We start from the raw sequence: 23,785 nt of genomic DNA, 5'->3' as shown, positions 1-23,785 counted from the left end.
GACAGTTTTTTGAAAAATCCGCCCGGCGCGGGCCACCGCCTCCGGGTTTTCAGGGGTTTGCGGGGACAAAGAAACTTCATCCCCGGCATTTGCGGCCGGAATTGGCGTTCTGCCCTCAATTCTTCACAATGGCGTCGTCTCAACGGCCTATGCGCGTCACTCGCGTGATTCAGGCCGGTGTGGGCGCGGTCGCGCTCCGATTTGACTTTGACGGCACAACACGTACATCTTCGTGCCGCTGGCACGGCGGCGCAACGACACGGGACGAACGCGATCGGCATGACGACGACCGACAGGAACATGATCCGCACGCTCGGCAACGAGCCGCCTCTCGTGGCGGACGGCCGGCGCGCCCCCGACCGCCGCGAGATTTCGCTGCGCTGGCTTTCGGGCACGTTCCTCACCGGCATCACCTCCTCCATCCTGATGGGCGTGGCGCTGTTTGCAGCCCTCGACGGTCGCCAGCAGCTGGCCATTCCGGCCGAGGCCTATGCCGCGCTCGAGCCGCAGGACCACCCCCCGCACCCGGAGAACACCGTCAAGCGCGGACAGCGCATCCTCGAGCCCAACGTCGTCGCCAAGCCCGCGGACAAGAAGATCATGGAGGTCTCGACCATGATCCACGACGGCGAGAAGGAGGTCGTGCGGCGCAAGCCCTTCGCCCACGTCACGATGGCGCTGGCCGCCAGCCATACCGCCGGCGACGACTATCCGCCCTTCGATCCGCTGGCGATCTTCTCCGACGGCGACAAGGACGACCAGCCCGTCTCGCGCACGGGCACGATCTACGGATCCGAGGTGGAATCCGAGGTGGCGCTGAAGAGCGGCGACTTCCCGACCGGCGGGTCGGCGCTGGCCTTCTCCGACCAGATGTCGGCCGACGAGGTCGAGGAGAACGTGCGCACCAACGGCTCGGCGCTCACCGACGGCAGCACCCAGATCGCCTCGCTCTATTATGTCGACCCGCAGCGCTTCGCCTCCGACAGCGGCGACCTCGACCTCCTGCAGGGGCTGACGGCGCGCGTCGTCGAGGAGAACATGAGCGTCTCGGACTTCGACACGCGCTCCTCCGACGATCCGGAATATGCCGACGACGTGATCCCGGTCCGCCACGCCCAGGACATCGTCGGCGTGATGACGGGTGCGGGCTACACCAAGGCGCAGGCCGAGGACCTCGCGGGCTACCTGAAGGGCGTGCTGGACGGTGACGAACTCGAGCAGGGCGACGTTCTGCGCATCTGCGTCATGCAGCGCGGCAAGCAGGCCGACATCGTCCGCGCCTCGGTCTATTCCGGCGGCCGCCACGTGACGACGGTCGCGCTCGACGACGAGGGCCGCTTCATCCCCGGCATGGAGCCGCCGCCGCTCGCCGCCGTCGCCACCGCCTTCGACGGCGACAACCGCCAGGTGATGGCCTCCGGGCGCGACATGCCCCGCGTCTACGACGGCATCTACCGGGCCGCCCTCTCCTATGGCATGAGCAAGGACATGACCGCCCAGGTCGTGCGCATCCTCGCCAGCAACGTCGACTTCCAGGCGCAATTGCGCCCGAACGACACGCTCGAGGCGTTCTTCTCGGTGGCCGACGACACCGGCGTCGCGACCGAGGATTCCGAGCTTCTTTTCCTCGATGCCCGGTTCGGCGACACCGAGACGCGCGTCTACCGCTTCCAGGATCCCGAGGACGGTTCGATCGACTACTACGACCAGGACGGCAAGAGCATTCGCCAGTTCCTGCTGCGCAATCCGGTCCCGAACGGCAAGTTCCGCTCCGGCTTCGGCATGCGCCGCCACCCGATCCTCGGCTTCTCGCGCATGCACACCGGCGTCGACTGGTCGGCGCCGCGCGGCACGCCGATCATCGCCGCCGGCAACGGCGTCGTCGAGAAGGCCGGCTGGGATTCCGGCGGCTACGGCAACCAGACGCTGATCCGCCATGCCAACGGCTACGTCTCCTCCTACAACCACCAGAGCGCCATCGCCAAGGGCATCAAGCCCGGCGTCAAGGTCCGCCAGGGCCAGGTGATCGGCTTCGTCGGCACGACCGGCCTGTCCACCGGGCCGCACCTCCACTACGAGCTGATCGTCAACGGCAACAAGGTCGACGCGCTGAAGATCCGCCTGCCCGGCGGCAAGTCGCTGGACGGCGAGGCGCTCGCCCAGTTCCAGCTCGAGCGCAAGCGCATCGACGATCTCCTCGGCCGCGAGGACGACGCCTCGGAAGTCGCAGCCAAGCAGTAGGAAACCAAGGCAAACGAAAAGGCGCGCGGCCCCTTTGCGGACCGCGCGCCCCGTCTGCATCTCCCGTCCGGCCTCGAGCCGCAGAGCCCCAGTGGGCCTCAGTGAGCCCCTGTGAGCCTCAGGCCGCCTTGCTCTTGCTGCCGACCGTATGGAACAGCAGCCGGTCCGAACCGGACGTCACCCGCACGGTCGAACCGTCCGGCACCTCGTCCGACAGGATCTTCTCGGCGAGCGGATCCTGCAGGTACTTCTGCACCGCCCGCTTCAGCGGCCGGGCGCCGTAGACCGGGTCATAGCCCTTGTCGGCCAGCCAGTGCGTGGCGTCCTCGTCCAGCTCCAGCGTGATCTTGCGCTCGGCGAGCAGCTTGCGCACCCGGCCGAGCTGGATCTCGACGATCGCGCCCATCTCCTGCCGCCGCAGGCGGTGGAACAGGATGATCTCGTCGACGCGGTTCAGGAACTCGGGGCGGAAATGCGCCCGCACCACCGCCATCACCTCGTCGCGGACCTTCTCGCTGTCGTCGCCCTCGCCGAGCTGGACCAGGTATTCGGCGCCGAGGTTCGACGTCATGATGATCAGCGTGTTGCGGAAGTCGACCGTGCGGCCCTGGCCGTCGGTCAGCCGGCCGTCGTCGAGCACCTGCAGGAGCACGTTGAACACGTCCGGATGCGCCTTCTCGATCTCGTCGAACAGCACGACCTGGTAGGGCCGGCGCCGGATCGCCTCGGTCAGCGAGCCGCCCTCCTCATAGCCGACATAGCCGGGAGGGGCGCCGATCAGCCGGGCCACGGAGTGCTTCTCCATGTACTCCGACATGTCCATGCGCACGATCGCCGTCTCGTCGTCGAAGAGGAAGCGCGCGAGCGCCTTGGTGAGCTCCGTCTTGCCGACGCCGGTGGGGCCGAGGAAGATGAACGAGCCGATCGGCCGGTTCGGATCCTGCAGGCCCGCCCGCGCCCGGCGCACCGCGCGCGAGACCGCCTGGACGGCATCGCCCTGGCCGACGACGGATTTCGCGAGTTCGTCTTCCATGCGCAGCAGCTTGTCGCGCTCGCCCTCCAGCATCCGGTCCACCGGGATCCCCGTCCAGCGGGAGACCACCTGGGCGATGTTGTCGGCGGTCACCACCTCCTGCACCATCGAATCGACGCCGCTGCGGTCCTGGCCCTCGGCCTCCTCCAGCTCCTTCTCGAGCGTGGGGATGACGCTGTAGGTCAGTTCGCCGGCGCGCTGGAACTCGCCCTTGCGCTGGACGATCGCCAGTTCGTTGCGGGCCTCGTCGAGCTGCCGCTTCAGGTCGGCGGCGTGGCCGAGCTTGCTCTTCTCCGCCTGCCAGCGGGCCGTCAGCGCCGCGGCTTCCTCTTCCAGCGCGGCGAGGTCGAGCTCGAGCTTTTCCAGCCGCTCCTGCGAGGAGCGGTCGGTTTCCTTCTTCAGCGCCTCGCGCTCGATCTTCAGCTGGATGATCCGCCGGTCGAGCTCGTCGAGTTCCTCGGGCTTGCTGTCCACCTGCATGCGCAGGCGCGCCGCCGCCTCGTCCATCAGGTCGATCGCCTTGTCGGGCAGGAAGCGGTCGGTGATGTAGCGGTTCGACAGCGTCGCGGCGGCGACGAGCGCGGAATCGGAGATCCGCACCTTGTGGTGCTGCTCGTACTTCTCCTTCAGCCCGCGCAGGATCGAGATCGTGTCCTCGACCGTCGGCTCCTCGATGAACACCGGCTGGAAGCGCCGGGCGAGCGCCGGATCCTTCTCGACATGCTTGCGGTACTCGTCGAGCGTGGTCGCGCCGACGCAGTGCAGCTCGCCGCGGGCGAGCGCCGGCTTCAGCAGGTTGGAGGCGTCCATCGCCCCGTCCGCCTTGCCGGCGCCGACGAGGGTGTGCATCTCGTCGATGAACAGGATGATCTCGCCGTTCTCCGACTGCACCTCGTTGAGCACGGCCTTCAGGCGCTCCTCGAACTCGCCGCGATACTTCGCGCCGGCGATCAGCGCGCCCATGTCGAGCGCCATCAGCCGCTTGTCCTTCAGGCTCTCGGGCACGTCGCCGTTGACGATGCGCAGCGCCAGGCCTTCGGCGATCGCGGTCTTGCCGACGCCGGGCTCGCCGATCAGCACGGGATTGTTCTTGGTGCGGCGGGACAGGACCTGGATGGTGCGGCGGATCTCGTCGTCACGGCCGATCACCGGGTCGAGCTTGCCCTCGCGGGCCTCCGCGGTCAGGTCGCGGGCATATTTCTTCAGCGCGTCGAAGCCCTGCTCGGCATTGGCCGTGTCCGCCGTGCGGCCCTTGCGCAGGTCGTTGATGACCTGGTTCAGCGCCTGCGGCGACACGCCGGCCTTGGCCAGGATGTCCGCGGTTGCGGCCGCCTTCTCGATCGCCAGCGCCAGAAGCAGCCGCTCGACCGTGACGAAACTGTCGCCGGCCTTCTTCGCCGCATCCTCGGCGGTGGAAAAAACGCGCGCGAGCGGCTGGGTCAGCGACAGCGAGCCGTTGCCGCCGGTCGTCTTCGGCAGCTTGGCAAGCGCGGCCTCGGTCGCCCGCAGCGCTTCCCGGGCATTGCCGCCGGCGCGCTCGATCAGCGACGACGCCAGGCCCTGCTCGTCATCGAGCAGCACTTTCAGGACGTGTTCAGGCGTGAACTGCGGATTGCCGTCGGCGAGCGCCTTGGTCTGGGCGGATTGCAGGAAACCGCGGACGCGCTCGGAATATTTTTCGATGTTCATAGACTACCTCCATAACTCGGCCGGCCCGCTTCGGCACCGGTCGACGATTCAGGATCAGGTCCCCCGAAGGCGAACCTGTCATTGTCGATTTTGCGCAGCATTGCACCACGTCAATCATCTTGATCGAAATATGGTGACGCGCAACGGGAATTAAAGGGAGGCGGTCACCGGCAGATTGCGGAACCGTCGGGCATCGCGCAGGCCGCCGTCGCTATCGGTTCGTCTCGCCCGCCTCGGGCGCCGGCAACCATTCCGGCAGCGGAAACAGCCGGTCGTAGAGCCAGTTGAAGACGAAGGCATAGACCAGGTAGAAGATCGAGAAGGATACGTCCATCAGGAAGGCCTGCAGGAGGCCGATGCCCAGATACCAGGCGATCAGCGGCATCAGCACCGCCACGAGCCCGGCCTCGAACAGCACCGCATGGGCGATCCGGTGCGCGAGCCTCTTCTGCGTGCCGCCGGTGAACCGCTGCATCGCATGGTCGAAGCCGAGATTGTACAGATAGTTCCAGATCGTCGCGACCGTGGCGCTCGCGACGCCGACGACGCCGACCTCGACCATCGGCAGGCCGAAGGCCCAGGCGCCGAGCGGGGTGATCAGGGCAAGCCCGATCAGCTCGAAGCTGACGGCGTGCCGGATGCGGTCGGTGGTGGAGCGCATGCGCGATGCTCTTGCGAAGTCAGGGGCAACCCCGGTTGTGACGGATGCGGAAAGCGGTGCTCACGAACGTCACTACAGCCGCAGCATTCGAAGGGCAACAGGCCGCACGGATACCGGAAATACGAAAGCCGCCCGCAACGACCGTTGCAGGCGGCTTTCGATCATTGTCGTCGCGGAAAGCGCGAAGCGCGTTGCCGCTCCCGATCTTGCACGGGAGCCGGCACAGCCGCTCACTCCGAGGCCGTTGCCTCCAGGACCGGACCGTCGCCGCCTTCGGCGGCCTCGCCCGGCTGCTGCGCCTCGCCACGGCGCGGACGGCGCTGGCGCGGGGCACTGCGGCGGCGGGAAGGCTGGCGGGCCGAGGCTTCCTCTTCCAGGGAGACCTCTGCCGGGGTTCCCTCGATGATCGGCTGCGGACCGGTCCCGTCCATCACGGGTTCGGGCGCGGCGGCTGCAGCCCGGGCGGCAGCCGGGGCCGGTGCGGGAGCCGGTGCCGGCGGTGCCGTCACCGTGACCGCCGGCGATTCGTCGCCCGCATAGTCCATCTCGTCCTGATCGCGATCGAAGGCGTCGCGGTCGTTCATGTCGTGCCGGTCGTCGCGCTGCTGGCGATCCTGCATCTGCTGCTGTGCCGACAGGATGATGCGGTTGTAGTGCTCCGCATGCTGGAGATAGTTCTCCGCCATGACGCGGTCGCCGGAGCTCTGGGCATCGCGCGCAAGGGCTGCATATTTCTCGGCAATCGTCTGTGCCGTGCCCCTGATCTTCACGTCCGGACCGGAACTGTCGTAGGTCCGGGTCAGCGGATTGCCGCCCTTGCGGAAGTTGTTGTTGTTATTGTTGTTATTGTTGTTGTTACGCCCGCGGCCGCGCTTGTTTTGCTGTCCTGGCCTCATATTTCACTCACCTGAACTCTCTAGTCTTGATGATCGAGTTTCTGCACCGCCCGGTCGCTAGCGTCGGCCTGGGCGAATTTCGTCGGAGAACACACCACGCTCTTCCGTGGTCCTGTCGCCGCAAAACGTCAAATTGACAGGTACCCGCACAGAGCAGCCTCTAACCCCAGCAACTCTTCTTTGAGAGGAAGCTTCGCGTCGGTCATATGCAGATCGAATCTGTTTCCCATGACCTTGCCCGGTGCGTAGGGGCAACCTATCCCGCTTCCTTGCTGATTCCAAGCCTTTTCTTTTCGACTTTTCGCAGTGGCGCAGGAAACTGTGCATTTGCAGCAACGGCTGCACCTCAAGCGGCGGCAAAAACCAGCACACGGTCGTTGCCGCCGAGGTCGCTGGCCGCGTCGACGAGGCGGAATTGGTGGCCGGTCATCAGCCGGGTCACGGCTTCCTTCTGGTCGAATCCGATCTCGAAGGCGACGACACCTCCTTCTTCGAGGTGAGCCAGCGCGCCTTCGGCGATCGTGCGGTAGGCGTCCAGCCCGTCTTCCCCGCCATCGAGTGCCCGCCTCGGGTCGAAGCGCCTCACCTCGTCGGCGAGACCGTCCACGACCTTGGAACGGATATAGGGCGGGTTGGAGACGATGATGTCGAACATGCCGCCCACGGCGGCGAACCAGTCGCTCTCAATTGTCTCGACCCGGTCCGACAGGCCGTTGATATAGGCGTTGGCGCGGGCGGTTTCAAGGGCGCCTGCGGAAATGTCCGTACCCGTGCCCTGCACGCCCGGCACCGCATCGATCAGCGCCAGGCAGATCGCCCCCGTTCCCGTGCCGAGATCGAGCAGGCGGCACTGTCCTTTCGCCGCGACGATGCCCCTGGCGACCGGGATCAGCCGCTCGACCAGGATTTCCGTATCCGGGCGCGGCTCCAGCGTGTCCGCGGACAGGGAGAGGACCAGGCCGAAGAACGGCCGCTGCCCGAGAATGCGATAGATGGGCTCCCGGTGCAGCCGCCGCGCAAGCCCGCCCTCGACCAGCGCCGCCTCTTCGGCGGTCAGCGTCCGCGTTCCGCCTGCGATGAGGGCTGCGGGGTCCAGCTGGAGCAGGCCGCCGACCAAAAGCCGCGCCTCCCGTCCCGCATCCGCGATGCCGCCCTCCGAAAGCCGGCGCCGGGCGCGGCTCAGCGCATCGGCGAGCGTGAGGCCGCCCATCGCTCAGCCCCGCTGCTCGGCGAGTTGCGCCAGCTGCCCGGCCTGGTAGTCGGCCAGCAGCGCGTCCACCACCTCGTCGATCTCGCCCTCCATCATCCGGTCCAGCTTGTAGAGCGTCAGGTTGATGCGGTGATCGGTGACGCGACCCTGGGGAAAATTGTAGGTGCGGATGCGTTCGGAGCGGTCGCCGGAGCCCACCTGGCTCTTGCGGTCGGCGGACCGTTCGCTCTCGGCACGCTGTCGCTCCATGTCGTAGAGCCGCGAGCGCAGCACCTGCATGGCCTTGGCGCGGTTCTGGTGCTGCGACTTTTCCGAGCTGGTGACGACGAGCCCCGTCGGCAGATGGGTGATGCGCACGGCGGAATCGGTCGTGTTGACGTGCTGGCCGCCGGCGCCGGAAGAGCGCATGGTGTCGATGCGGATGTCTTCCGGCCGGATCTCGATGTCGATGTCCTCCGCCTCCGGCAGCACCGCCACGGTCGCCGCCGAGGTATGGATGCGCCCGCCGGCTTCCGTCTCCGGCACCCGCTGCACGCGGTGGACGCCGCTTTCGAACTTCAGCTTGGCGAACACGCCGCGCCCGGAGATGGTGGCGATGATTTCCTTGTAGCCGCCGGCCTCGCCCTCGCTCGCCGAGAGCACCTCCACCTTCCAGCCGTTGGCGGAAGCGAAGCGCTCGTACATGCGGAAGAGATCGCCGGCGAAGAGTGCGGCTTCCGAACCGCCGGTGCCGGCGCGGATTTCCAGGATCGCGCTCTTCTCGTCGGCCGCGTCCTTCGGCAGGAGCAGGATCTGCATGTCCTGCTCCAGCGTCTCGATCCTCGCCTTCAACTCGGGAAGCTCCATCTCCGCAAGGTCGCGCATCTCCCGATCCGTGCCCTTGTCGGCAAGCATCGCCTCGAGGTCGGAAATCTCGCCCTGTGCCTTCTGGTATTCCCTGATCTTGGTGACGACCGGCTGCAGCTCGGAATATTCGGAGGCGAGCTTCACATAGGTTTCCGAATCCGGACCCGCGGACATGCGCGCCTCGATCTCTCCGAAACGGCGCTCCAGCTCGCGCATTTTTTCAACCGGAAGCTTCGCCACCGTAGAACTCCAAGATTTCCCTCGCACAGGCGGCAGGCGCCATCCCGGTGCCCGTCGTCCTTGCGCGGATGTTGATGATCAAGCGGTCCCCGCACACCCGCAAGCGTGCCGATCGCATCGGTTCGCCGCTACAGCGGAATGCCGTTCTCGGCGGCGAAGTCCGTCAGGATCTGTCGCACCGTCCGCGTCGGCCGCATGTCGTTCAGCGTCTCCTCGAGAACCGCCGAAAGCCTGTCGACGTCCAGGCTCAGGAGCATCGCCTTGACCGGGCCGAGCGCCGTCGCCGACATCGAGACCGAGCGGAAGCCGAGCCCGAGCAGCGCCATCGCCGAGATCGGCTTGCTCGCCATTTCGCCGCACAAGGTCACCGGCGTCGCATTGCGCTCGCCGGCCCGCACGATGTCGCGCAGGACGCGCAGGAACGGCCGGCCGAGAATGTCGAAGCGGTCGGAGACGCGCGCATTGCCGCGATCCACCGCCATCGTGAACTGGAACAGGTCGTTGGAACCGACCGAGACGAAGTCGACCTCCGACATCAGTTCGTCGAGCTGCCACAAAAGCGCCGGCACTTCCAGCATCGCCCCGAACTGCAGCTTCTTCGGAAGCTGCTCGCCGACCTTGGACTGCCGCTCGATCTCCTTCTGCAGCAGCCCGCGCGCCTCGCGCAGCTCCGCCACTTCGGTGACCATCGGCAGCATCAGCCGCAATTCGCCGCCGGCAGCGGCGTTCAGCATCGCCCGCAGCTGCGTCCGCAGCAGCCCCGGCCGGTCCAGCGACAGCCGGATCGCCCGCCAGCCGAGCGCCGGGTTCTCCTCGTCCGCGCCGCGGAAATAGGGCACGACCTTGTCGCCGCCGATATCCAGCGTCCGGAAGGTGACGGGCCGGCCCGCCGCCTGCTTCAGCACGTTGCGGTAGAACGCCTCCTGCTCCTCGGCCTTGGGCATGGTCGAGGCGATCATGAACTGCAGCTCGGTGCGGAACAGGCCGATGCCAAGCGCGCCGGATTCGGCCAGGTGCGGCAGGTCGACGAGCAGGCCCGCATTCATCTGCAGGTTGATCTTCTGGCCGTCCTTGGTGATCGGCTCCACCGCCACGAGCGCGCGGTACTGCGCCTGCCGGCGCGCCCTGAGGCGCACCTTGTCCTCATAGGACCGCTGCAGGTCCTGCACCGGGCGCAGGTGCACCTTGGCCTCGTCGCCGTCGATGATGATCGCATCGCCGTTTTCGGCAAGCGCCACCGCCCCGGCCGCCTGTCCGACCACCGGGATCCCCATGGCGCGGGCGACGATCACCACATGGCTCGTCACCGCCCCCTCTTCCAGCACCAGACCGCGGACGTTCTCGCGCGGATAGTCGAGCAGTTCGGCCGCCCCCATGGCGCGCGCGACGACGATCGCATCGCCGGGGAAGCTGCTGGCCGAGAGCTTCGCCCCGTAGCCGGTCAATTGCCGCAAAAGGCGGTTGGCGAGGTCGTCGAGGTCGTGCATGCGCTCGCGCAGGTAGGGGTCCGTCAGCCGGATCATCCGCGCCTTGGTCTCGCTCTGCACCCGCTCGACCGCAGCCTCCGCCGTCAGGCCGTTGCGGATCGCTTCCTCCAGCTTGCGCACCCAGCCGCGGTCGTGGGCGAACATGCGGTAGGTCTCCAGCACCTCGCGGTGCTCGCCCTCGACCGGTACGTCCCGGCGCGACAGCATGTCGTCGATCGAGATCCGCAAGGAACCGAGCGCTTCGGCGAGCCGCCCCAGCTCGTGCTCGGAGTCCTCGTTCAACAGGTTGGTGACGACGATGCGCGGCTCGTGCAGCACGACATAGCCGAGCCCGATGCCCTCGCCGAAGCTGGCGCCGTCGATCGAGACCGGGCGCGACAGGTCGAGATCGAGACCGGGCTTCGTCAATTTTTTCAGCTCGCCCGTCGCCACCATCTCGGCGATGACCATCGCCGTCGTCTCGAGCGCCTCGAGTTCGTCCTCGCGGTAGGTCCGGCTCGCCTTGTTCTGCACGACGAGCACGCCGAGCGCGCGCCCCGTCCTCAGGATCGGCACGCCGAGGAAGGAGTGGTAGATCTCCTCGCCGGTCTCCGGCAGATAGCGGAAGGCCGGATGCGACTGCGCGTCGGAAAGGTTGAGCGGCTGGGCGGAGGCGGCGATCGTGCCGACGAGGCCCTGCCCCATCTTCAGCTGCGCCAGGTGGACGGCGCCGGGATTGAGGCCCTCGGTGGCGTAGAGCTCCAGCACGCCGTCGGAGCGCAGCACATAGACGGAGCACACTTCCGCGACCATGTTCTGTGCGATCTGGCGCACGATCTGGTCCAGGCGCGCCTGTGGCTCAAGCGGCTCCGCCATCAGCTCGCGCAGCCGCTTGAGTAGTACACGCGGACCCGCGGAGAGGTCTCTCATCGCGTGGCGTCTCCCGAAAATGAACCACCCCGGCCATCCGGTCGGGCGGGCGCCCGACGAATCCGGTCGATTACTTCTTATCGAGACCGTAGACGGAATGCAAAGTCCGCACGGCGAGTTCCGCATACGGACCGTCGATCAGGATGGAAATCTTGATTTCCGAGGTGGTGATCGCCTTGATGTTGATGCCCTTTTCGGCAAGCGCGCGGAAGGCGGAGGCCGCGACGCCGGCATGGCTGCGCATGCCGATGCCGATGACCGACACCTTGACCAGGCCGGTCTCGTGCTGGATCACGTCGAAGCCGACCTTTTCCTTGGCGCCCTCGAGCACCTTCAGCGCCTTGTCGACGTCGCCCGACGGCACCGTGAAGGTCATGTCGGTCTTCGAGCCGTCCTCGGAGATGTTCTGGACGATCATGTCGACGTTGATATGGGCCTCGGCGAGCGGGCCGAAGATCGCAGCCGAGACGCCCGGGCGGTCGGCGACGCGCCTGAGCGAAATCTGCGCTTCATCCTTGGCATAGGCGATGCCGGTTACGACTTCCTGTTCCACGATCTCTTCCTCATCACAAATCAGCGTGCCGGGCGGATTCAGAAGATCGCCCATGCCCGGCGCATCGGGATCCTCGAAGGACGAGCGCACGAAGGTGCGCACCTTGTGCACCATGGCGAGCTCCACCGAGCGCACCTGCAGCACCTTGGCGCCCAGCGACGCCATCTCCAGCATTTCCTCGAACGCGATCTTCTTCAGCCGCCGCGCCTTCGGCTCGATGCGCGGGTCGGTCGTGTAGACGCCGTCGACGTCGGTGTAGATGTCGCACCGGTCGGCCTTCACCGCCGCCGCGATCGCGACCGCCGAGGTGTCCGAGCCGCCGCGGCCGAGCGTGGCGATGCGGTTGTCGGGGCCGAGCCCTTGGAAGCCGGCGACGACGGCGACCTGGCCCTCGCCCATGCGGCGGATGATCTCCGCCCCCTCGATGTCCATGATGCGGGCCGCGCCGTGGGCGTTGTCGGTCTTGATCGGGATCTGCCAGCCCTGCCAGGAACGCGCGTTCACGCCCATCGACTGCAGCGCAATCGCGAGCAGCCCGGACGTCACCTGCTCGCCGGAGGCAACGATGGTGTCGTACTCGCGCGCGTCATAGAAGGGCGAGTTGGCGCCGGTCGCCTTCGGCATGCCCTGCACCCAGCCGACCAGTTCGTTGGTCTTGCCCGACATGGCGGAGACGACGACGGCGACCTCGTGGCCGGCATCGACCTCGCGTTTGACGTGGCGCGCGACATTGTGGATGCGGTCCAGGTCAGCGACGGAGGTCCCGCCGAATTTCATCACGATGCGTGCCATATCTGTCTACCGGTACTGGTGGGTCGCGCGGACGCGCGCGGGAAGTCGCGGGGTCTCTTAGCGGAAGAGGGGGCGGGGTGCAATGGCAGCCTTGGCCGCAGCGTCGCGCGGCCGTCGCCCCGCTCAGGATATCCATCGCGGCTGCTCGGCGCGAACCGCCGCGCAACAGCGCCCGAAAGCCCCCGCGAACTGAAGGCCGTCGCCGTCGGATACCTCGTCCGCAAGACCGATATCGGCCAGCAGGTGCCTGTCGCCCCGCGCCAGGATCATCGCAAAGTCCGCCCGCCGCAGCCTTTGCTCCCGTCTGGTGCCCAGCCAGAGACGGAGCGTCTTCGCGCCCCGGCGCCATCCCTGCCGAATCGTCCCCATCGCCGCCTCCCTTGCCATCGGTAGGCGATCGTTCCGCCGGATTGGACATTCCACAAACAAATAGATACGATGCCAGCTATCAGAAAAATCGATACCTGGTGACCATGCTCCCGCCGCTTGAAAGTGAACTGCTGCGCACCTTCCTGGTGATTGCCGAAACCGGCAATGTCACGCGCGCCGCCGAAGTCCTCGGCCGCACCCAGTCCGCCATCAGCATGCAGGTCCGCCGCCTCGAGGAGGCGATCGGCGAGCCACTGTTCGCGCGCGGGCCGCGCGGGGTGTCCCTGTCGCCGCACGGAGAGCGGCTCGTTCCGCTGGCCCAGCGCATCGTCGGCCTGATCGACGAGACGACGGTGGCGATGCGGTCCGCGCCGCTCGACGGCCCCGTCCGCGTCGGCATCCCGGAGGAGTACACGCAGAACGTCCTTCCGCGGGCGCTGGCCGCCTTTGCGGAGTGTCATCCGGCCACCGAGGTCACCGTACTCTGCGGCCACTCCCGCCAGCTGACGGACGCGATCGACAGGGACGAGCTCGACATCGCCGTGGTCTTCGACTGGCGCGGAAAGCAGAAGGGGGAGGTCCTGTGCGTGGACCCGACCGTCTGGGTGACGTCGTGCGCGCACGATGTCCACCTGGTCCGGCCCGTGCCCATCGCCGTCTACCGCAATTCCGACTGGTACCGGGATTTCGCCGTCCGTTCGCTCGAACATCACGCCATCGCCTTTCGCGAGGCGTTCAGCTGCGACACCTGCGGCGGCCTGAAGACCGCGGCGGAGGCGGGCCTGGCGATCGCGCCGCTGGCGCGCACCAACATTCCGCCCTCCTGCCGCGAGCTCACGCAGGAGGACGGCTTTCCGCCGGTGGACTCCTCGCGCGTCGTCCTGAAGCGCAACCCCAAGCGCGCGAGTGCCGCCATCGCCAGCATGGCGGAGGTCGTGCGCAATGCCTTCCAGCCGAACACGGCGGACGGCCGCGCACAGCCCGGAGGGCGCATTCAGGCGGTTGCAACCACGCCCGAAAGAGTCGAGTATGGCTGACGGAGGGGCATGAGCCCACGGGAGACCCATCGATGACCGACGACTTCCACGCCTTCATCCAGAAACGCAAGGAAGTGGCTCGCGCCTATGTCAATGGCGACGCCGGCCCGCTGCAGAAGATTGCCGCCGTCGATTTCCCCGCCAGCTTCTTCCACCCGAAGGGCGCGGTCGTCGAGGGCACGGAACAGGTGCTGGCCCGCTACGTCGATGATGCCACCGCCTTCTGTCCCGGCGGCGAGAGCGACATCGAGATCATCCAGATGGGGCACGACAACAAGATCGGCTACTGGGTCGGCTTCCAGAACGCCTCCGTCCGCCTGCAGGGCGCGCCCGAACCGGTCCAGATGCGCCTGCGCGTCACCGAAATATTCCGCCGCACCAACGGTCACTGGCAGCTCGTGCACCGGCATGCCGACCTGGCCGAGAAGGGCTGACGGCGCATCCGCTCAGCCGGTAGCCCCGCTCGCCGCGCGGCGTAGTCGCCACGGAGCGGTCACCGCTCATGCATTCGCATCGAAGGCCAGCCCGGCCTTGCGCAGCCCCTCCATGAAATGCTTCCGGTGGTCGTCCTCGGCATAGGCCGCAAAGATCCGCCAGTAGCCGCCGAGATCGGCCGGCGCCGCGTCCACGGCTTCGGCCACCAGTTGCCGCAGGCCTTCCTTGACGCCGAGCTGGCCGAGGCAGGCCAGCTTGACCACAAGGTTGAAGTAGCCCTTGCGCAACGAGAGCGCGCGCTCGGCGCCCTGCAGCGCCTCCTCGTAGTGCCCGAGATGATACTGCGCGAGCGCGATGCGGTTGAGGAACAGGTATGTCAGCGGGTCGTGCGGGCTCAGCCGCTGGGCCGTGCGCAACGGATCGAGCGCCTCCTGGAAATGGCCGACGAAGATCCGCGACCATCCCAGCGCCATGTGCGCCAGCGCGAAGTTCGGGTTGAGGTCGATCGCCCGCTGCGCCGCCCCGACCGCGGCCGCCGCCCGGTGCTGCGCAAACCGGGCCAGGCACACGGCGTAGTGCGCATAGGGATCGCGCTGGTCCAGTTCCACGGCCAGGTCGGCCGCCGCGCACAGTTCGGCGATGTCGCGCGCATAGTCGTCGCTGAAGCCGAAGAAGCAGCGCGCATAGATGGCGCGCGCCAGCATCATGTGCGCCCGGCTGAAGCCGGGATCCAGCGCGATCGCGCGCCGGTCGAGCCGGATCGCCTCGTTGAACGTCTGCGGCGTGTCCTGCTTGTTGTGCAGCCACGTGCCGCGCATCAACGACTCGTAGGCATCGAGGTTCTGCGTTCCCCGTAGCAGCGCCCGGCGGCTCTCGCCGATCATGATCTCCGGCTCGATGGCGCCGACCACGTTCTGGGTCAGCTCGTCCTGGATGGCGAAGATGTCGGCGAATTCGCGATCGTAGCGCTGCGCCCAGAGATGGACGCCGGTGTCCGCCTCGATCAGTTGCCCGGTGACGCGGATCCGCGATCCGGCCCGGCGCACGCTGCCTTCGACGATGTAGCGCACGCCGAGGTCGCGTCCGATCTGCTTCACGTCCAGCGCCCGCCCCTTGTAGGCGAAGGAGGAGTTGCGGGCGATGACGAAGAACCAGCGATACAGCGACAATGCCGTGATGATGTCCTCCGTCAGCCCGTCGGCGAAGAACTCCTGCTCCGGATCGCCGGACATGTTGACGAAGGGCAGCACGGCGATCGACGGCTTGTCGGGCAGGGAAAGCGGCCGGCTCAGCGCTTGGGCGTCGACGGGGTCCTCGTTCTGCCAGTCGACGCGATGCACCGGCACGGGGCGGGGGATGTTCTTCATCCGCCGCTCGCCGAGCGGCACCAGCGGGAAATCCAGCTTGCCCTCGATCTGCTCGCGCAGCGCGCCCGAAATGCAGATGTCCTCCGGCAACGCCATTTCCTGCAGCCGCGCGGCCACGTTCACGCCGTCGCCGAGCAGGTTGTCGTCTTCGGCCACCACGTCGCCGAGATTGATGCCGACACGCAGTTCCAGCCGCCGCTCGGGCGCGAGGTCGGCATTGCGGCGATGCAGGGCCCGCTGGATTGCGACGGCGGCGCGAACGCCCTGCACGGCGCTGTGGAATTCCGCAACGACACTGTCACCGGCGGAGGAGAAGATGCGCCCGTGATGTTCGGCGATCAGGTCGGCGACCGTGACGAGATAGGTGTGAAGCGTCGCAAGCGTCCCCTCCTCGTCGGCGGCGACCAGGCGGCTGTAGCTCGCCACGTCGGCGGCGAGAATGACGGCAAGCGTGCGTTCCACGGGGACCGCCCCCTCCCTCGGCATGTCGACGGAGCCTTGATGCCAGCCTGCACTGATATCGACCGCTTGCACGGGATCGCCTGCGGTCATCTGGCAAGGAGCACCCCGCAGAGCGATGCCCGGGCCCGGTCGAGGCGTGCGACGCCGTCGGTGGCCGACGGACGGCGCACCCGGAGGGCGGCGCTTCTGGCCTGCGGACGGCGTCGACAATCCTCGCCTGACCGACGGGCCGCCTCCGGCTCTCTCCTGGCCGCAGGCCAAGATCCCTCCGGCGCAATCGGTCGATATCAGCGCAGATTGGTGGAACAGCCTAACCCATAACCCCGGCGAGCGGAATCGAATTTCCGTCGGCGCCGGTCGCAGGCCCCGCCCTCGCCGTCCGCCTGCCCCCGGCATTGCCGGGGATGAACGCGCCCCTCCCGATGCCGGAAACGCTTGCGTTTGCAGGCCCTTGCCGGCTTTTCGCCAGCGCCATCATCCTCGCCTGCCGCAGGGCGCCTACAATCGTGGCGTCCCGCCATCGGATACACCGGAAAGCGTTGCCGGCGAGGCGGGACCGGTGCCCCGGTGGTTCGGCGAAAACGCGCGCCGGCGGCCGGGGGCCCGGCAGAAGATGGTTTCCCCCTCGCCCGGATCGGGCGGGGCGTGCCTGTGCGGCACACATGACTGGACCGGCGACTGGGCCTTGGCCCTTTCGTGCGCGCCGGGGGCATTCGAAGAACAACGACAAGCCCTCGAGCCCACCCTGGAAAAGGTGCCGTCATCCGCGCAGAGAAACCGAAGTTGCCGTGGCACAAGACACCGAAGCGGGACACGTCGTGTGTCACCATTTTCGTTTTGCTGCAGGCACATGGCGTGTCCCGGCCGATAGGCCCGCCCGCAAGGCGCGGCAGAGCGTTTCAAGGATCAGGACACGGACGCCTGCGCGCCGCGTGAACGCAGACGTGTGACATGGAGGTCGACCACGATGGACGAAACCGACGGTATCGTATCCGTACAGTCCGATGCCGCGCTGCGGCTGGCCTGCCGGCGCGCGGCCACCAGGGCGTTGATGCCGCAGGTGTTCTGCCGCATCCGCCGCTGCCGCCGCAACGGCAAGTGCCTCGGCCGCTTCGCACCGATGATCCTGCAGGACGGCGGCCCGGCCTTCGCCTTGCCGCTCTGCGTCACGTCCATGCCGGGCGACGTGCTTCGCCGCTTCTGTAGCGGCGTCGGCGCGGCGATCCGCGACGATGCAGGCACCCCGCAGGACACGTTCTCTCGCCATGCCCCGGACGAACGCCCGTGGCCCTGGCCGCCGATCCGCCTGGTGTGCGATCCGCAGCCGACGAGCGCGCCCAAACGCCGCATCGTCTGGCCCGCCGGTCGCCGGCGTGAGCCGACCCCTTGACTTCGCGCCGCAACCGTCCGACTTCAGCACCTGAACGATTGAGGGAGACCTTCCATGAGCGAGACCGCCCGCACGACCATCGACCAGGCCGAAGTGGACCGCTTTTCGGCGATGGCCGCGGAATGGTGGGACCCGACCGGGAAATTCCGCCCGCTGCACAAGTTCAATCCGGTCCGCCTCAGCTATATCCGCGACCTCGCCTCGGCGCATTTCGGTCGCGATCGGAGAGCGCATCGCCCGCTGGAGGGACTGCGCGTGCTGGACATCGGCTGCGGCGGCGGGCTGCTCTCCGAGCCCATGGCCCGCATGGGGGCATCGGTAGTCGGCGCCGACGCCTCGGAGAAGAACATCGGCATTGCCAAGGCCCATGCCACAGGCTCCGGCGTCGAGTTGGACTACCGTGCCGTGACGGCCGAGGCGCTCGCCGCGGCCGGCGAGAGCTTCGACATCGTGCTGAACATGGAGGTCGTCGAGCATGTCGCCGACGTCGATTTCTTCCTGACCACCTGCGCGTCGATGGTTCGTCCGGGCGGGATGATGTTCGTCGCCACGATCAACCGCACCCTGAAGGCCGCAGCGCTGGCCATCTTTGCGGCCGAGAACGTCCTGCGCTGGCTGCCGAAAGGCACCCATCAGTACGAGAAGCTGGTCCGCCCGGAGGAAATCGAAAAGCCGCTCTCCGCATCCGGGCTGGCCGTGACCGACCGCACCGGCGTCTTCTTCAGCCCGTTGTCGAACCAGTGGAACCTGTCGAAGGACATGGACGTCAACTACATGCTGGTGGCGCGTCGCCCCAGGGCCTGATGCCTCCGGGCGGGGCGGAGGAACCGCGCCCCCGAAGGCGGGCCGGCGTGGTCGGCGCCTTGCCGGAGCGGTTCAGTTCGTCTCGTCCGGCAGGATCGGCAGGGGCGCGATCTCCACGCCCTCCTCGATCAGCGAACGCGCCTCTTCCGCCGTCGCCTTGCCGATCAGCCCGCGCTGCTCGGCTTCGCCGTAGTGGATCTTGCGCGCCTCTTCGGGAAACCGGTCGCCGACGTCCTCGGCATTGGCGCGGATCGCCGCCACCAGTTCGCGCAGCTTGCCGACCATCTCCTGGTTGTGCGCGGTCATGACGGCATGCCGCTGCTCTTCCTTCTTGCGGGCGGTGGAGACCGACGGCGTCATCAGGCGCTTGGCCACGCGCGGCGAGCCGCATACGGGACAGCTGACGAGCCCCCGCTCCTTCTGCCGGTCGAAGTCTTCGGACGAGCCGAACCAGCCCTCGAATTCGTGGGCATTGTCACAGACGATGTCGTAGCGGATCACGCGGCAACGCCTCCCTTCTCCGGAAGAGTGACCTCCTCGATGGAGAACGTGCGCCCGTTCTTCAAGTTGGGGATCCGGTCGCGGGCGGCCTTGACCGCTCCGACGTCGATCTCGGCGGCAATGACCGCCTCCCCGCTGCCGCCGGCCATCGCCAGGACGCGCCCCCAGGGATCGATGATGATCGAATGTCCGAAGGTCTCGCGGCCGTCCTCATGCAGGCCGGCCTGGGCGGCGGCGATGATGAAGACGCCGTTCTCGATGGCGCGGGCGCGCAGCAGCGTCTCCCAGTGCGCCTCGCCGGTCTGGCGGGTGAAGGCGGCGGGCACGGAGATGATCTCGGCCCCCGCCTGGGCCTCGGCCTTGAACAGCTCGGGAAAGCGAACGTCGTAGCAGATGGCGAAGCCGAGCCGGCCGAACGGCAGTCGCGCCACCTTGGCGACGCTTCCGGGCGTGTAGGCGGCGCTCTCGCGCCAGCTCTCGCCATGGTCCAGGTCGACGTCGAACATGTGGATCTTGTCGTAGCTGCAGACCCGGTGGCCGCCCGGCGCAAACAGGAAGCCGCGATTGGCGATCTTGCCGTCGTCGCGCGCGATCGCCGTCGAGCCGACATGCACGAAGACGTCGAGTTCGGCGGCGAGCTCTTCGGCCGTCCGGACGATAATGTCGTCCGGCTCCGCCTTCAGCATCGCCTTCAACCCGGTCCGGTCGCGCTGCACCGCGCCCGTCATCTCGGGCGTCTGGATGTAGCGCGCACCCTCGCCGGCGGCCCGCCGCACCAGCCGCGCCATCGCCTCGGCATTGGCCTCAGGATCGGTACCGGAACACATCTGGACGGCGGCGATCTTGACGGACATGGAACCGCTCCTCAGGCCGCCAGCAGGGGATCGAGCTTACCGGCGCGGTCCAGCGCATGCAGGTCGTCGCAGCCGCCGATATGGTTGTCGTCGATGAAGATCTGCGGGAAGGTGTTGCGGCCGTTCGCACGCTTGACCATCTCCTGGCGGAGGTCGGGCGCGTAGGTCGCATCGTATTCGTTGAAGGCGACGCCCTTGGTTTCCAGCAGCTTCTTCGCAGCGGCGCAATAGCCGCAGAACTGCCGCGTATAGATGTCGATCGATGCCATGCTATCCATTCTCCATCGGAGCTCAGCTGTCTTCACCCTTTCATATATGGTCGGCAAGGGCCCTTGCAAAGGTCAAAACACTGACGTCAGCCGCACCGCCCCGCCTGAGCGCCCGCGTCGCCGCCCCGACGGTTGCCCCGGTCGTATAGACGTCGTCGATGAGGAGGATGCGCTTGCCGGAAAGCGACGCCCGGCCCGCCTCCGTCACGGAGAAGGCGCCCTGGACGTTGACGCGGCGTGCGTTCGCGCCGAGCCCGATCTGCTGCCGGGTCGGCCGCGTGCGCCGCAGGACGCCGAGCAAGAGCGGCTTTCCGGACTGCCGGGCAATGGCCCGCGCCAGTTCCGACGCCTGGTTGAACTTGCGCGCGAGCAGCCGGTAGCGGTGGAGCGGCACGGGGACGATCGCATCGCAATCGGAAAGAAGCGCTTCGCCCGCCCTGGCCATCCAGCCGGCCATCATCGGCGCCAGGTCCGTGCGGTCGCGATACTTGAGGCCGTGCACCAGGGTGCGGGCAAGGCCGTCGTGCACGACCGCAGACCGCAGCCGGGCAAAGGGCGGCGGGTTGGCGATCGCATCCGCGCTGAGGATGCCGCTGCCGAGATCGTGCGAGAACGGCACGCCCAGCACCTCGCAATAGGGCCGCTCTATGAAGCGCAGCGACGACCAGCAGCGACCGCAGATGCCGGCGTGCCGGCCGAGCAGGACCTGGCATCCCGGACAGGTCGGCGGATAGACGAAGGCGAGTGCCGCGGCCGCCACGCCACGGCTGCCGCCCAGCACGGCGTCACGAAATCGCGCGAACGCTGTTTGCGTCATGCGGTTGACATTCCTATCTCCATGACGCCTTTGCGGGCGGTCCGCCCTCCGAAAGATGCGAAACGACGGGAAGTGTTCCTTGGAAGCGATCTTCGATCAAGCCCTGATTGAAAAGAACAGGCTGCGTGCAACCGCCCTATCCGGAGGACCGGTCGACTTCCTGCTGAAGGTCGCCGCCGACGAGCTGTCCGAGCGCCTCGCCGTGGTGGAACGCCGCTTCGACGAGGCGGTCGAGATCCACGGCTACTCCGGACTGGTCGCACGGGCGCTGGAGCGCACCGGCAAGATCGGCAGGATGTCGCGGATCGAGACCGACCCCCGGTTCGCGGCGGCCGGCGACACGTTTGTCCGTGCCCCGCTGGAGCAGCTGCCGCTGGCGCCGGCCTCGATCAACCTCGCCGTCTCCCCGCTGTCGCTGCACCTGACCAACGACACGCCGGGCGTATTCGTGCAGATTCGCCGCGCGCTGAGGCCCGACGGGCTCTTCCTAGCCGCCATCCCCGGCAGCGACACGCTGCAGGAACTGCGCGACGTGCTGCTTCAGACGGAGATCGAGATGACCGGCGGGGCCAGCCCGCGCGTCATCCCCTTCGCCGACATCCGCGACATCGGCGCGCTGCTGCAGCGCGCCGGCTTCGCCCTGCCGGTCACCGACAAGGAGACCTACACCGTCCGCTACGATTCGCTCTTTCCGCTGATGAAGGACCTGCGGGCGATGGGGATGGCCAATCCGCTCTCCGCCCGCAGCCGGAAGCCGCTGACCCGCGCCTTCTTCGTCCGCGCCGCCGAGCTCTATGCCGAACGCTATGCGGACCCGGACGGGCGGATCCGCGCCACCTTCTCGATCATCTATCTGTCAGGCTGGGCGCCGCATGAAAGCCAGCAGAAGCCGCTGAAGCCCGGTTCGGCGAAAGTGCGGCTTGCGGACGCGCTGAAGGCGAAGACGACAGGCTGACGCAGGTCGGCCTGTCGAGACGTCGATCGAACGAAGCGTGCTGCGGCTCACGGGCCGTCGAGGCCGTCGCCGACGATCGTGAAGGTGTTGTTGAGTTCGCCGGTGAACGCCCTGAGGCCGCCGACGACCGCGACCGATATCATCACGGCGATCAGGCAGTACTCAACAGCGGTGGCACCGCTTCGGTCCAGCAGAAAAGTCCTGAGCAGACGCATTACAACCTCGCTTCCCTCACCTGCCGGATCCGAGGCGGGCGCCGCTGCGGGCGCTGCCTCAGCAGCCATTCGTGTTGCCGTTCTCGCCGACGATGCAGACGGCGCCGGGCATTTCCTGGAGCACGCTCCGGCGAACCGTGTAGCGCTTGCCTTCGCCCCGCTGCGGCACCGAGCCGGTCGACATCATGTCGAAGTCGCCCGGCGTCTGGGCCATGATGCGCGTGCTCGTCCTGGACGACAGCACCGGCGCCAGCACGAGTGCAAGCGCGATCGCGGCCGTACCGAACAGAAGCGCAAGGTTGAGGACGCCGATACGGCTATTGCCGGATACCGTCGTCAGTTCCTTGTCCTGAACTGCTTGCCAGAATTCGTCGTCCCGCATTTTCGCAATCTCTCGATGGGCGTCTTTGTCGGCGCCTTCGTACACCAAGGCGCCCGCTCACGATGCCACGGCATCCGTGCGCCACGAGGGCCCCAGAGCACGACGGCAGGGGCCCATCTTGGCCCATGGAGATAAACGATCGATTAATAAACGGTCCGAAATGGGAAAGGACGGCCGGCTTGTCAGAGCAGATCCATCAGATAGGGGATCAGCGGCTCGTCCGCCGGCGGCATCGGATAGTCCCGGAGCATCTTCGGCTTGACCCACTTCAACGCCTGCCCCTCGCGGCCATGCGCGGTCCCCTCGAACCGGCGGCAGACGTAGAGCGGCATCAGGAGGTGGAAGTCCTCGTAGGTGTGGCTGGCGAAGGTCAGCGGCGCGAGGCAGGCGACCTTCGTGGTGATGCCGAGTTCCTCGTAGAGCTCACGGATCAGCGTTTCCTCGGGCGTCTCGCCCGGCTCGACCTTTCCGCCGGGAAACTCCCAGAGCCCGGCGAGCGACTTTCCTTCCGGACGCTGCGCCAGAAGGATGCGCCCGTCGGTGTCGATCAGCGCGCAGGCGGCGACGAGCAGGATCCGGCGGGTTCCCTGTTCCGTCATGGCGCCGGCGCCCCGCGGTAGACGTAGCGATAGACCTCCCGGAACCCTGCCTTGCGATAGAGCCTCACAGCCCCTTCGTTGTCCATTTCCGCCTGCACCCACACCCGCTTCGCGCCGCGAAGCCGGGCCCAGCGCATCGCCGAGTTCAGGATCGTGGTCGCAAGGCCGCGGCCGCGCCGTTCCGGCGCCACGGCGAGCTGCAGGATGCCGGCGAGGTCGTTGTCGTGCACGGCGAGCGTGACGGCGGTCGGCCCGAAATCCGGCTCCTCGAAGATGAACAGGCCCGCTTCCGGGCTGATGGCGTTGACGATTTCCGTCAGTCCCGGCTTCAGCGCGGGATCGTCGCCGGAGACACGGATGCGCGCGTCGACGAACCGGCCGACGTCGCGGCTCGGCACGTGCTCGACGCCGTCGGCGCTTTCGGGGGCCACCGGTTCGGCCAGATCGACGAGCATCACCGCCGTCTCGCCGGTATGTCTCCAGCCGGCCTGGTCCATCAGGTCGACGAGGGGCGGCGGGGTCAGCGGCGTCTGCCGCACCAGCAGCGGCCGGCCGTAGTCGGCAAAGCGCTTTGCCGCCTTCTCGATGCGGACGGGGAGATCCCGCACGTCCGAGGGGTCGAGCGGATTGACGGAATTCAGCCGCTTGGACGGATGGCCGGCATTGAGGCGGATCAGCCAGCTGCCGTCGTATTGGGTCGATGCAGCCGGCCAGGCGCGGAAGCCGACGGCTTCCAGCCGGCGGACGCTTGCCAGGTCAGCCATGGCGTTTT

Annotated in this window: 22 protein-coding genes; 6 read left to right on the top strand and 16 right to left on the bottom strand. The window is 67.5% G+C overall.

What is annotated here, in order from left to right; genetic code table 11:
• Positions 1 to 300 precede the first annotated feature (300 nt).
• Positions 301 to 2,241, top strand: coding sequence for a M23 family metallopeptidase (locus P0086_RS13320; protein ID WP_112595772.1), 1,941 nt, complete (start codon positions 301 to 303; stop codon positions 2,239 to 2,241).
• 118 nt (positions 2,242 to 2,359) lie between these two features.
• Here the strand turns inward: P0086_RS13320 and clpB are convergent, their stop codons facing one another.
• From clpB to P0086_RS13285, 7 genes are all read right to left on the bottom strand, one after another.
• Positions 2,360 to 4,963, bottom strand: a complete 2,604-nt coding sequence (clpB, locus tag P0086_RS13315) for an ATP-dependent chaperone ClpB (RefSeq protein WP_112608402.1) — start codon at positions 4,961 to 4,963, stop codon at positions 2,360 to 2,362.
• 211 nt (positions 4,964 to 5,174) lie between these two features.
• Positions 5,175 to 5,624 (bottom strand): PACE efflux transporter, encoded by a 450-nt coding sequence (locus P0086_RS13310; RefSeq protein WP_275786144.1) that lies wholly within the window; start codon positions 5,622 to 5,624, stop codon positions 5,175 to 5,177.
• A gap of 230 nt (positions 5,625 to 5,854) precedes the next feature.
• Positions 5,855 to 6,520 (bottom strand): DUF4167 domain-containing protein, encoded by a 666-nt coding sequence (locus tag P0086_RS13305; RefSeq protein ID WP_148179710.1) that lies wholly within the window; start codon positions 6,518 to 6,520, stop codon positions 5,855 to 5,857.
• A gap of 346 nt (positions 6,521 to 6,866) precedes the next feature.
• Positions 6,867 to 7,730 carry a peptide chain release factor N(5)-glutamine methyltransferase gene (gene prmC / locus P0086_RS13300; RefSeq protein ID WP_275786140.1) on the bottom strand — a complete coding sequence of 288 codons (864 nt, stop codon included), beginning with the start codon at positions 7,728 to 7,730 and terminating at the stop codon, positions 6,867 to 6,869.
• A 3-nt stretch (positions 7,731 to 7,733) separates the two neighbouring features.
• Positions 7,734 to 8,816, bottom strand: a complete 1,083-nt coding sequence (gene prfA, locus P0086_RS13295) for a peptide chain release factor 1 (protein ID WP_112616078.1) — start codon at positions 8,814 to 8,816, stop codon at positions 7,734 to 7,736.
• 128 nt (positions 8,817 to 8,944) lie between these two features.
• The gene (gene ptsP, locus P0086_RS13290) at positions 8,945 to 11,212 is read right to left on the bottom strand and encodes a phosphoenolpyruvate--protein phosphotransferase (protein WP_112595129.1); all 2,268 of its coding nucleotides are present in this window, start codon (positions 11,210 to 11,212) and stop codon (positions 8,945 to 8,947) included.
• 70 nt (positions 11,213 to 11,282) lie between these two features.
• Positions 11,283 to 12,557 (bottom strand): aspartate kinase, encoded by a 1,275-nt coding sequence (locus tag P0086_RS13285; protein WP_112595131.1) that lies wholly within the window; start codon positions 12,555 to 12,557, stop codon positions 11,283 to 11,285.
• Between the two features lie 473 nt (positions 12,558 to 13,030).
• Here P0086_RS13285 and P0086_RS13280 point away from each other — a divergent pair, with 473 nt between their 5' ends.
• Positions 13,031 to 13,963, top strand: coding sequence for a LysR family transcriptional regulator (locus tag P0086_RS13280; protein WP_275786201.1), 933 nt, complete (start codon positions 13,031 to 13,033; stop codon positions 13,961 to 13,963).
• A 32-nt stretch (positions 13,964 to 13,995) separates the two neighbouring features.
• A complete protein-coding gene (locus tag P0086_RS13275) occupies positions 13,996 to 14,397 on the top strand; it encodes a nuclear transport factor 2 family protein (protein ID WP_112595137.1) in 402 nt (133 codons plus the stop codon).
• Positions 14,398 to 14,463: 66 nt separating this feature from the next.
• Here the strand turns inward: P0086_RS13275 and P0086_RS13270 are convergent, their stop codons facing one another.
• Positions 14,464 to 16,227, bottom strand: a complete 1,764-nt coding sequence (locus P0086_RS13270) for an adenylate/guanylate cyclase domain-containing protein (protein WP_148651491.1) — start codon at positions 16,225 to 16,227, stop codon at positions 14,464 to 14,466.
• Between the two features lie 967 nt (positions 16,228 to 17,194).
• Here P0086_RS13270 and P0086_RS13265 point away from each other — a divergent pair.
• Positions 17,195 to 17,617, top strand: a complete 423-nt coding sequence (locus P0086_RS13265) for a hypothetical protein (protein ID WP_275786130.1) — start codon at positions 17,195 to 17,197, stop codon at positions 17,615 to 17,617.
• 54 nt (positions 17,618 to 17,671) lie between these two features.
• A complete protein-coding gene (gene ubiG / locus P0086_RS13260) occupies positions 17,672 to 18,421 on the top strand; it encodes a bifunctional 2-polyprenyl-6-hydroxyphenol methylase/3-demethylubiquinol 3-O-methyltransferase UbiG (protein ID WP_275786127.1) in 750 nt (249 codons plus the stop codon).
• 72 nt (positions 18,422 to 18,493) lie between these two features.
• Here the strand turns inward: ubiG and P0086_RS13255 are convergent, their stop codons facing one another.
• The 4 genes from P0086_RS13255 to P0086_RS13240 are packed head-to-tail and all read right to left on the bottom strand — an operon-like array spanning position 18,494 to position 20,862.
• Positions 18,494 to 18,922 carry a DUF1178 family protein gene (locus tag P0086_RS13255; protein ID WP_112608420.1) on the bottom strand — a complete coding sequence of 143 codons (429 nt, stop codon included), beginning with the start codon at positions 18,920 to 18,922 and terminating at the stop codon, positions 18,494 to 18,496.
• A complete protein-coding gene (locus tag P0086_RS13250) occupies positions 18,919 to 19,776 on the bottom strand; it encodes a carbon-nitrogen hydrolase family protein (protein WP_275786124.1) in 858 nt (285 codons plus the stop codon). The genes P0086_RS13255 and P0086_RS13250 overlap by 4 nt, the downstream gene beginning before the upstream one ends.
• Before the next feature lie 11 nt (positions 19,777 to 19,787).
• Positions 19,788 to 20,045, bottom strand: a complete 258-nt coding sequence (gene grxC, locus P0086_RS13245; RefSeq protein WP_112595148.1) for a glutaredoxin 3 — start codon at positions 20,043 to 20,045, stop codon at positions 19,788 to 19,790.
• Between the two features lie 40 nt (positions 20,046 to 20,085).
• Positions 20,086 to 20,862, bottom strand: a complete 777-nt coding sequence (locus P0086_RS13240) for a ComF family protein (protein ID WP_275786121.1) — start codon at positions 20,860 to 20,862, stop codon at positions 20,086 to 20,088.
• Between the two features lie 79 nt (positions 20,863 to 20,941).
• On the opposite strand from P0086_RS13240, the gene P0086_RS13235 reads away from it, so the two are divergent.
• Positions 20,942 to 21,817 carry a methyltransferase domain-containing protein gene (locus P0086_RS13235; RefSeq protein ID WP_275786118.1) on the top strand — a complete coding sequence of 292 codons (876 nt, stop codon included), beginning with the start codon at positions 20,942 to 20,944 and terminating at the stop codon, positions 21,815 to 21,817.
• A 47-nt stretch (positions 21,818 to 21,864) separates the two neighbouring features.
• Here the strand turns inward: P0086_RS13235 and P0086_RS13230 are convergent, their stop codons facing one another.
• From P0086_RS13230 to P0086_RS13215, 4 genes are all read right to left on the bottom strand, one after another.
• Complete coding sequence (locus tag P0086_RS13230) at positions 21,865 to 22,032, bottom strand: Flp family type IVb pilin (RefSeq protein WP_112595154.1); 168 nt, start codon at positions 22,030 to 22,032, stop codon at positions 21,865 to 21,867.
• 58 nt (positions 22,033 to 22,090) lie between these two features.
• Positions 22,091 to 22,414, bottom strand: coding sequence for a hypothetical protein (locus P0086_RS13225; protein WP_112608428.1), 324 nt, complete (start codon positions 22,412 to 22,414; stop codon positions 22,091 to 22,093).
• Positions 22,415 to 22,596: 182 nt separating this feature from the next.
• Positions 22,597 to 23,013 (bottom strand): 8-oxo-dGTP diphosphatase MutT, encoded by a 417-nt coding sequence (mutT, locus tag P0086_RS13220; protein WP_275786116.1) that lies wholly within the window; start codon positions 23,011 to 23,013, stop codon positions 22,597 to 22,599.
• Entirely contained in the window at positions 23,010 to 23,777 is a 768-nt protein-coding gene (locus tag P0086_RS13215) for a GNAT family N-acetyltransferase (protein WP_112608564.1), read from the bottom strand. Before P0086_RS13215 ends, mutT begins: the two co-directional genes overlap by 4 nt.
• Positions 23,778 to 23,785 lie beyond the last annotated feature (8 nt).

It is taken from the genome of Mycoplana sp. MJR14 (assembly GCF_029210525.1).
GTDB lineage: Bacteria > Pseudomonadota > Alphaproteobacteria > Rhizobiales > Rhizobiaceae > Mycoplana.
This window is presented reverse-complemented; position numbering and strand designations above follow the sequence as displayed.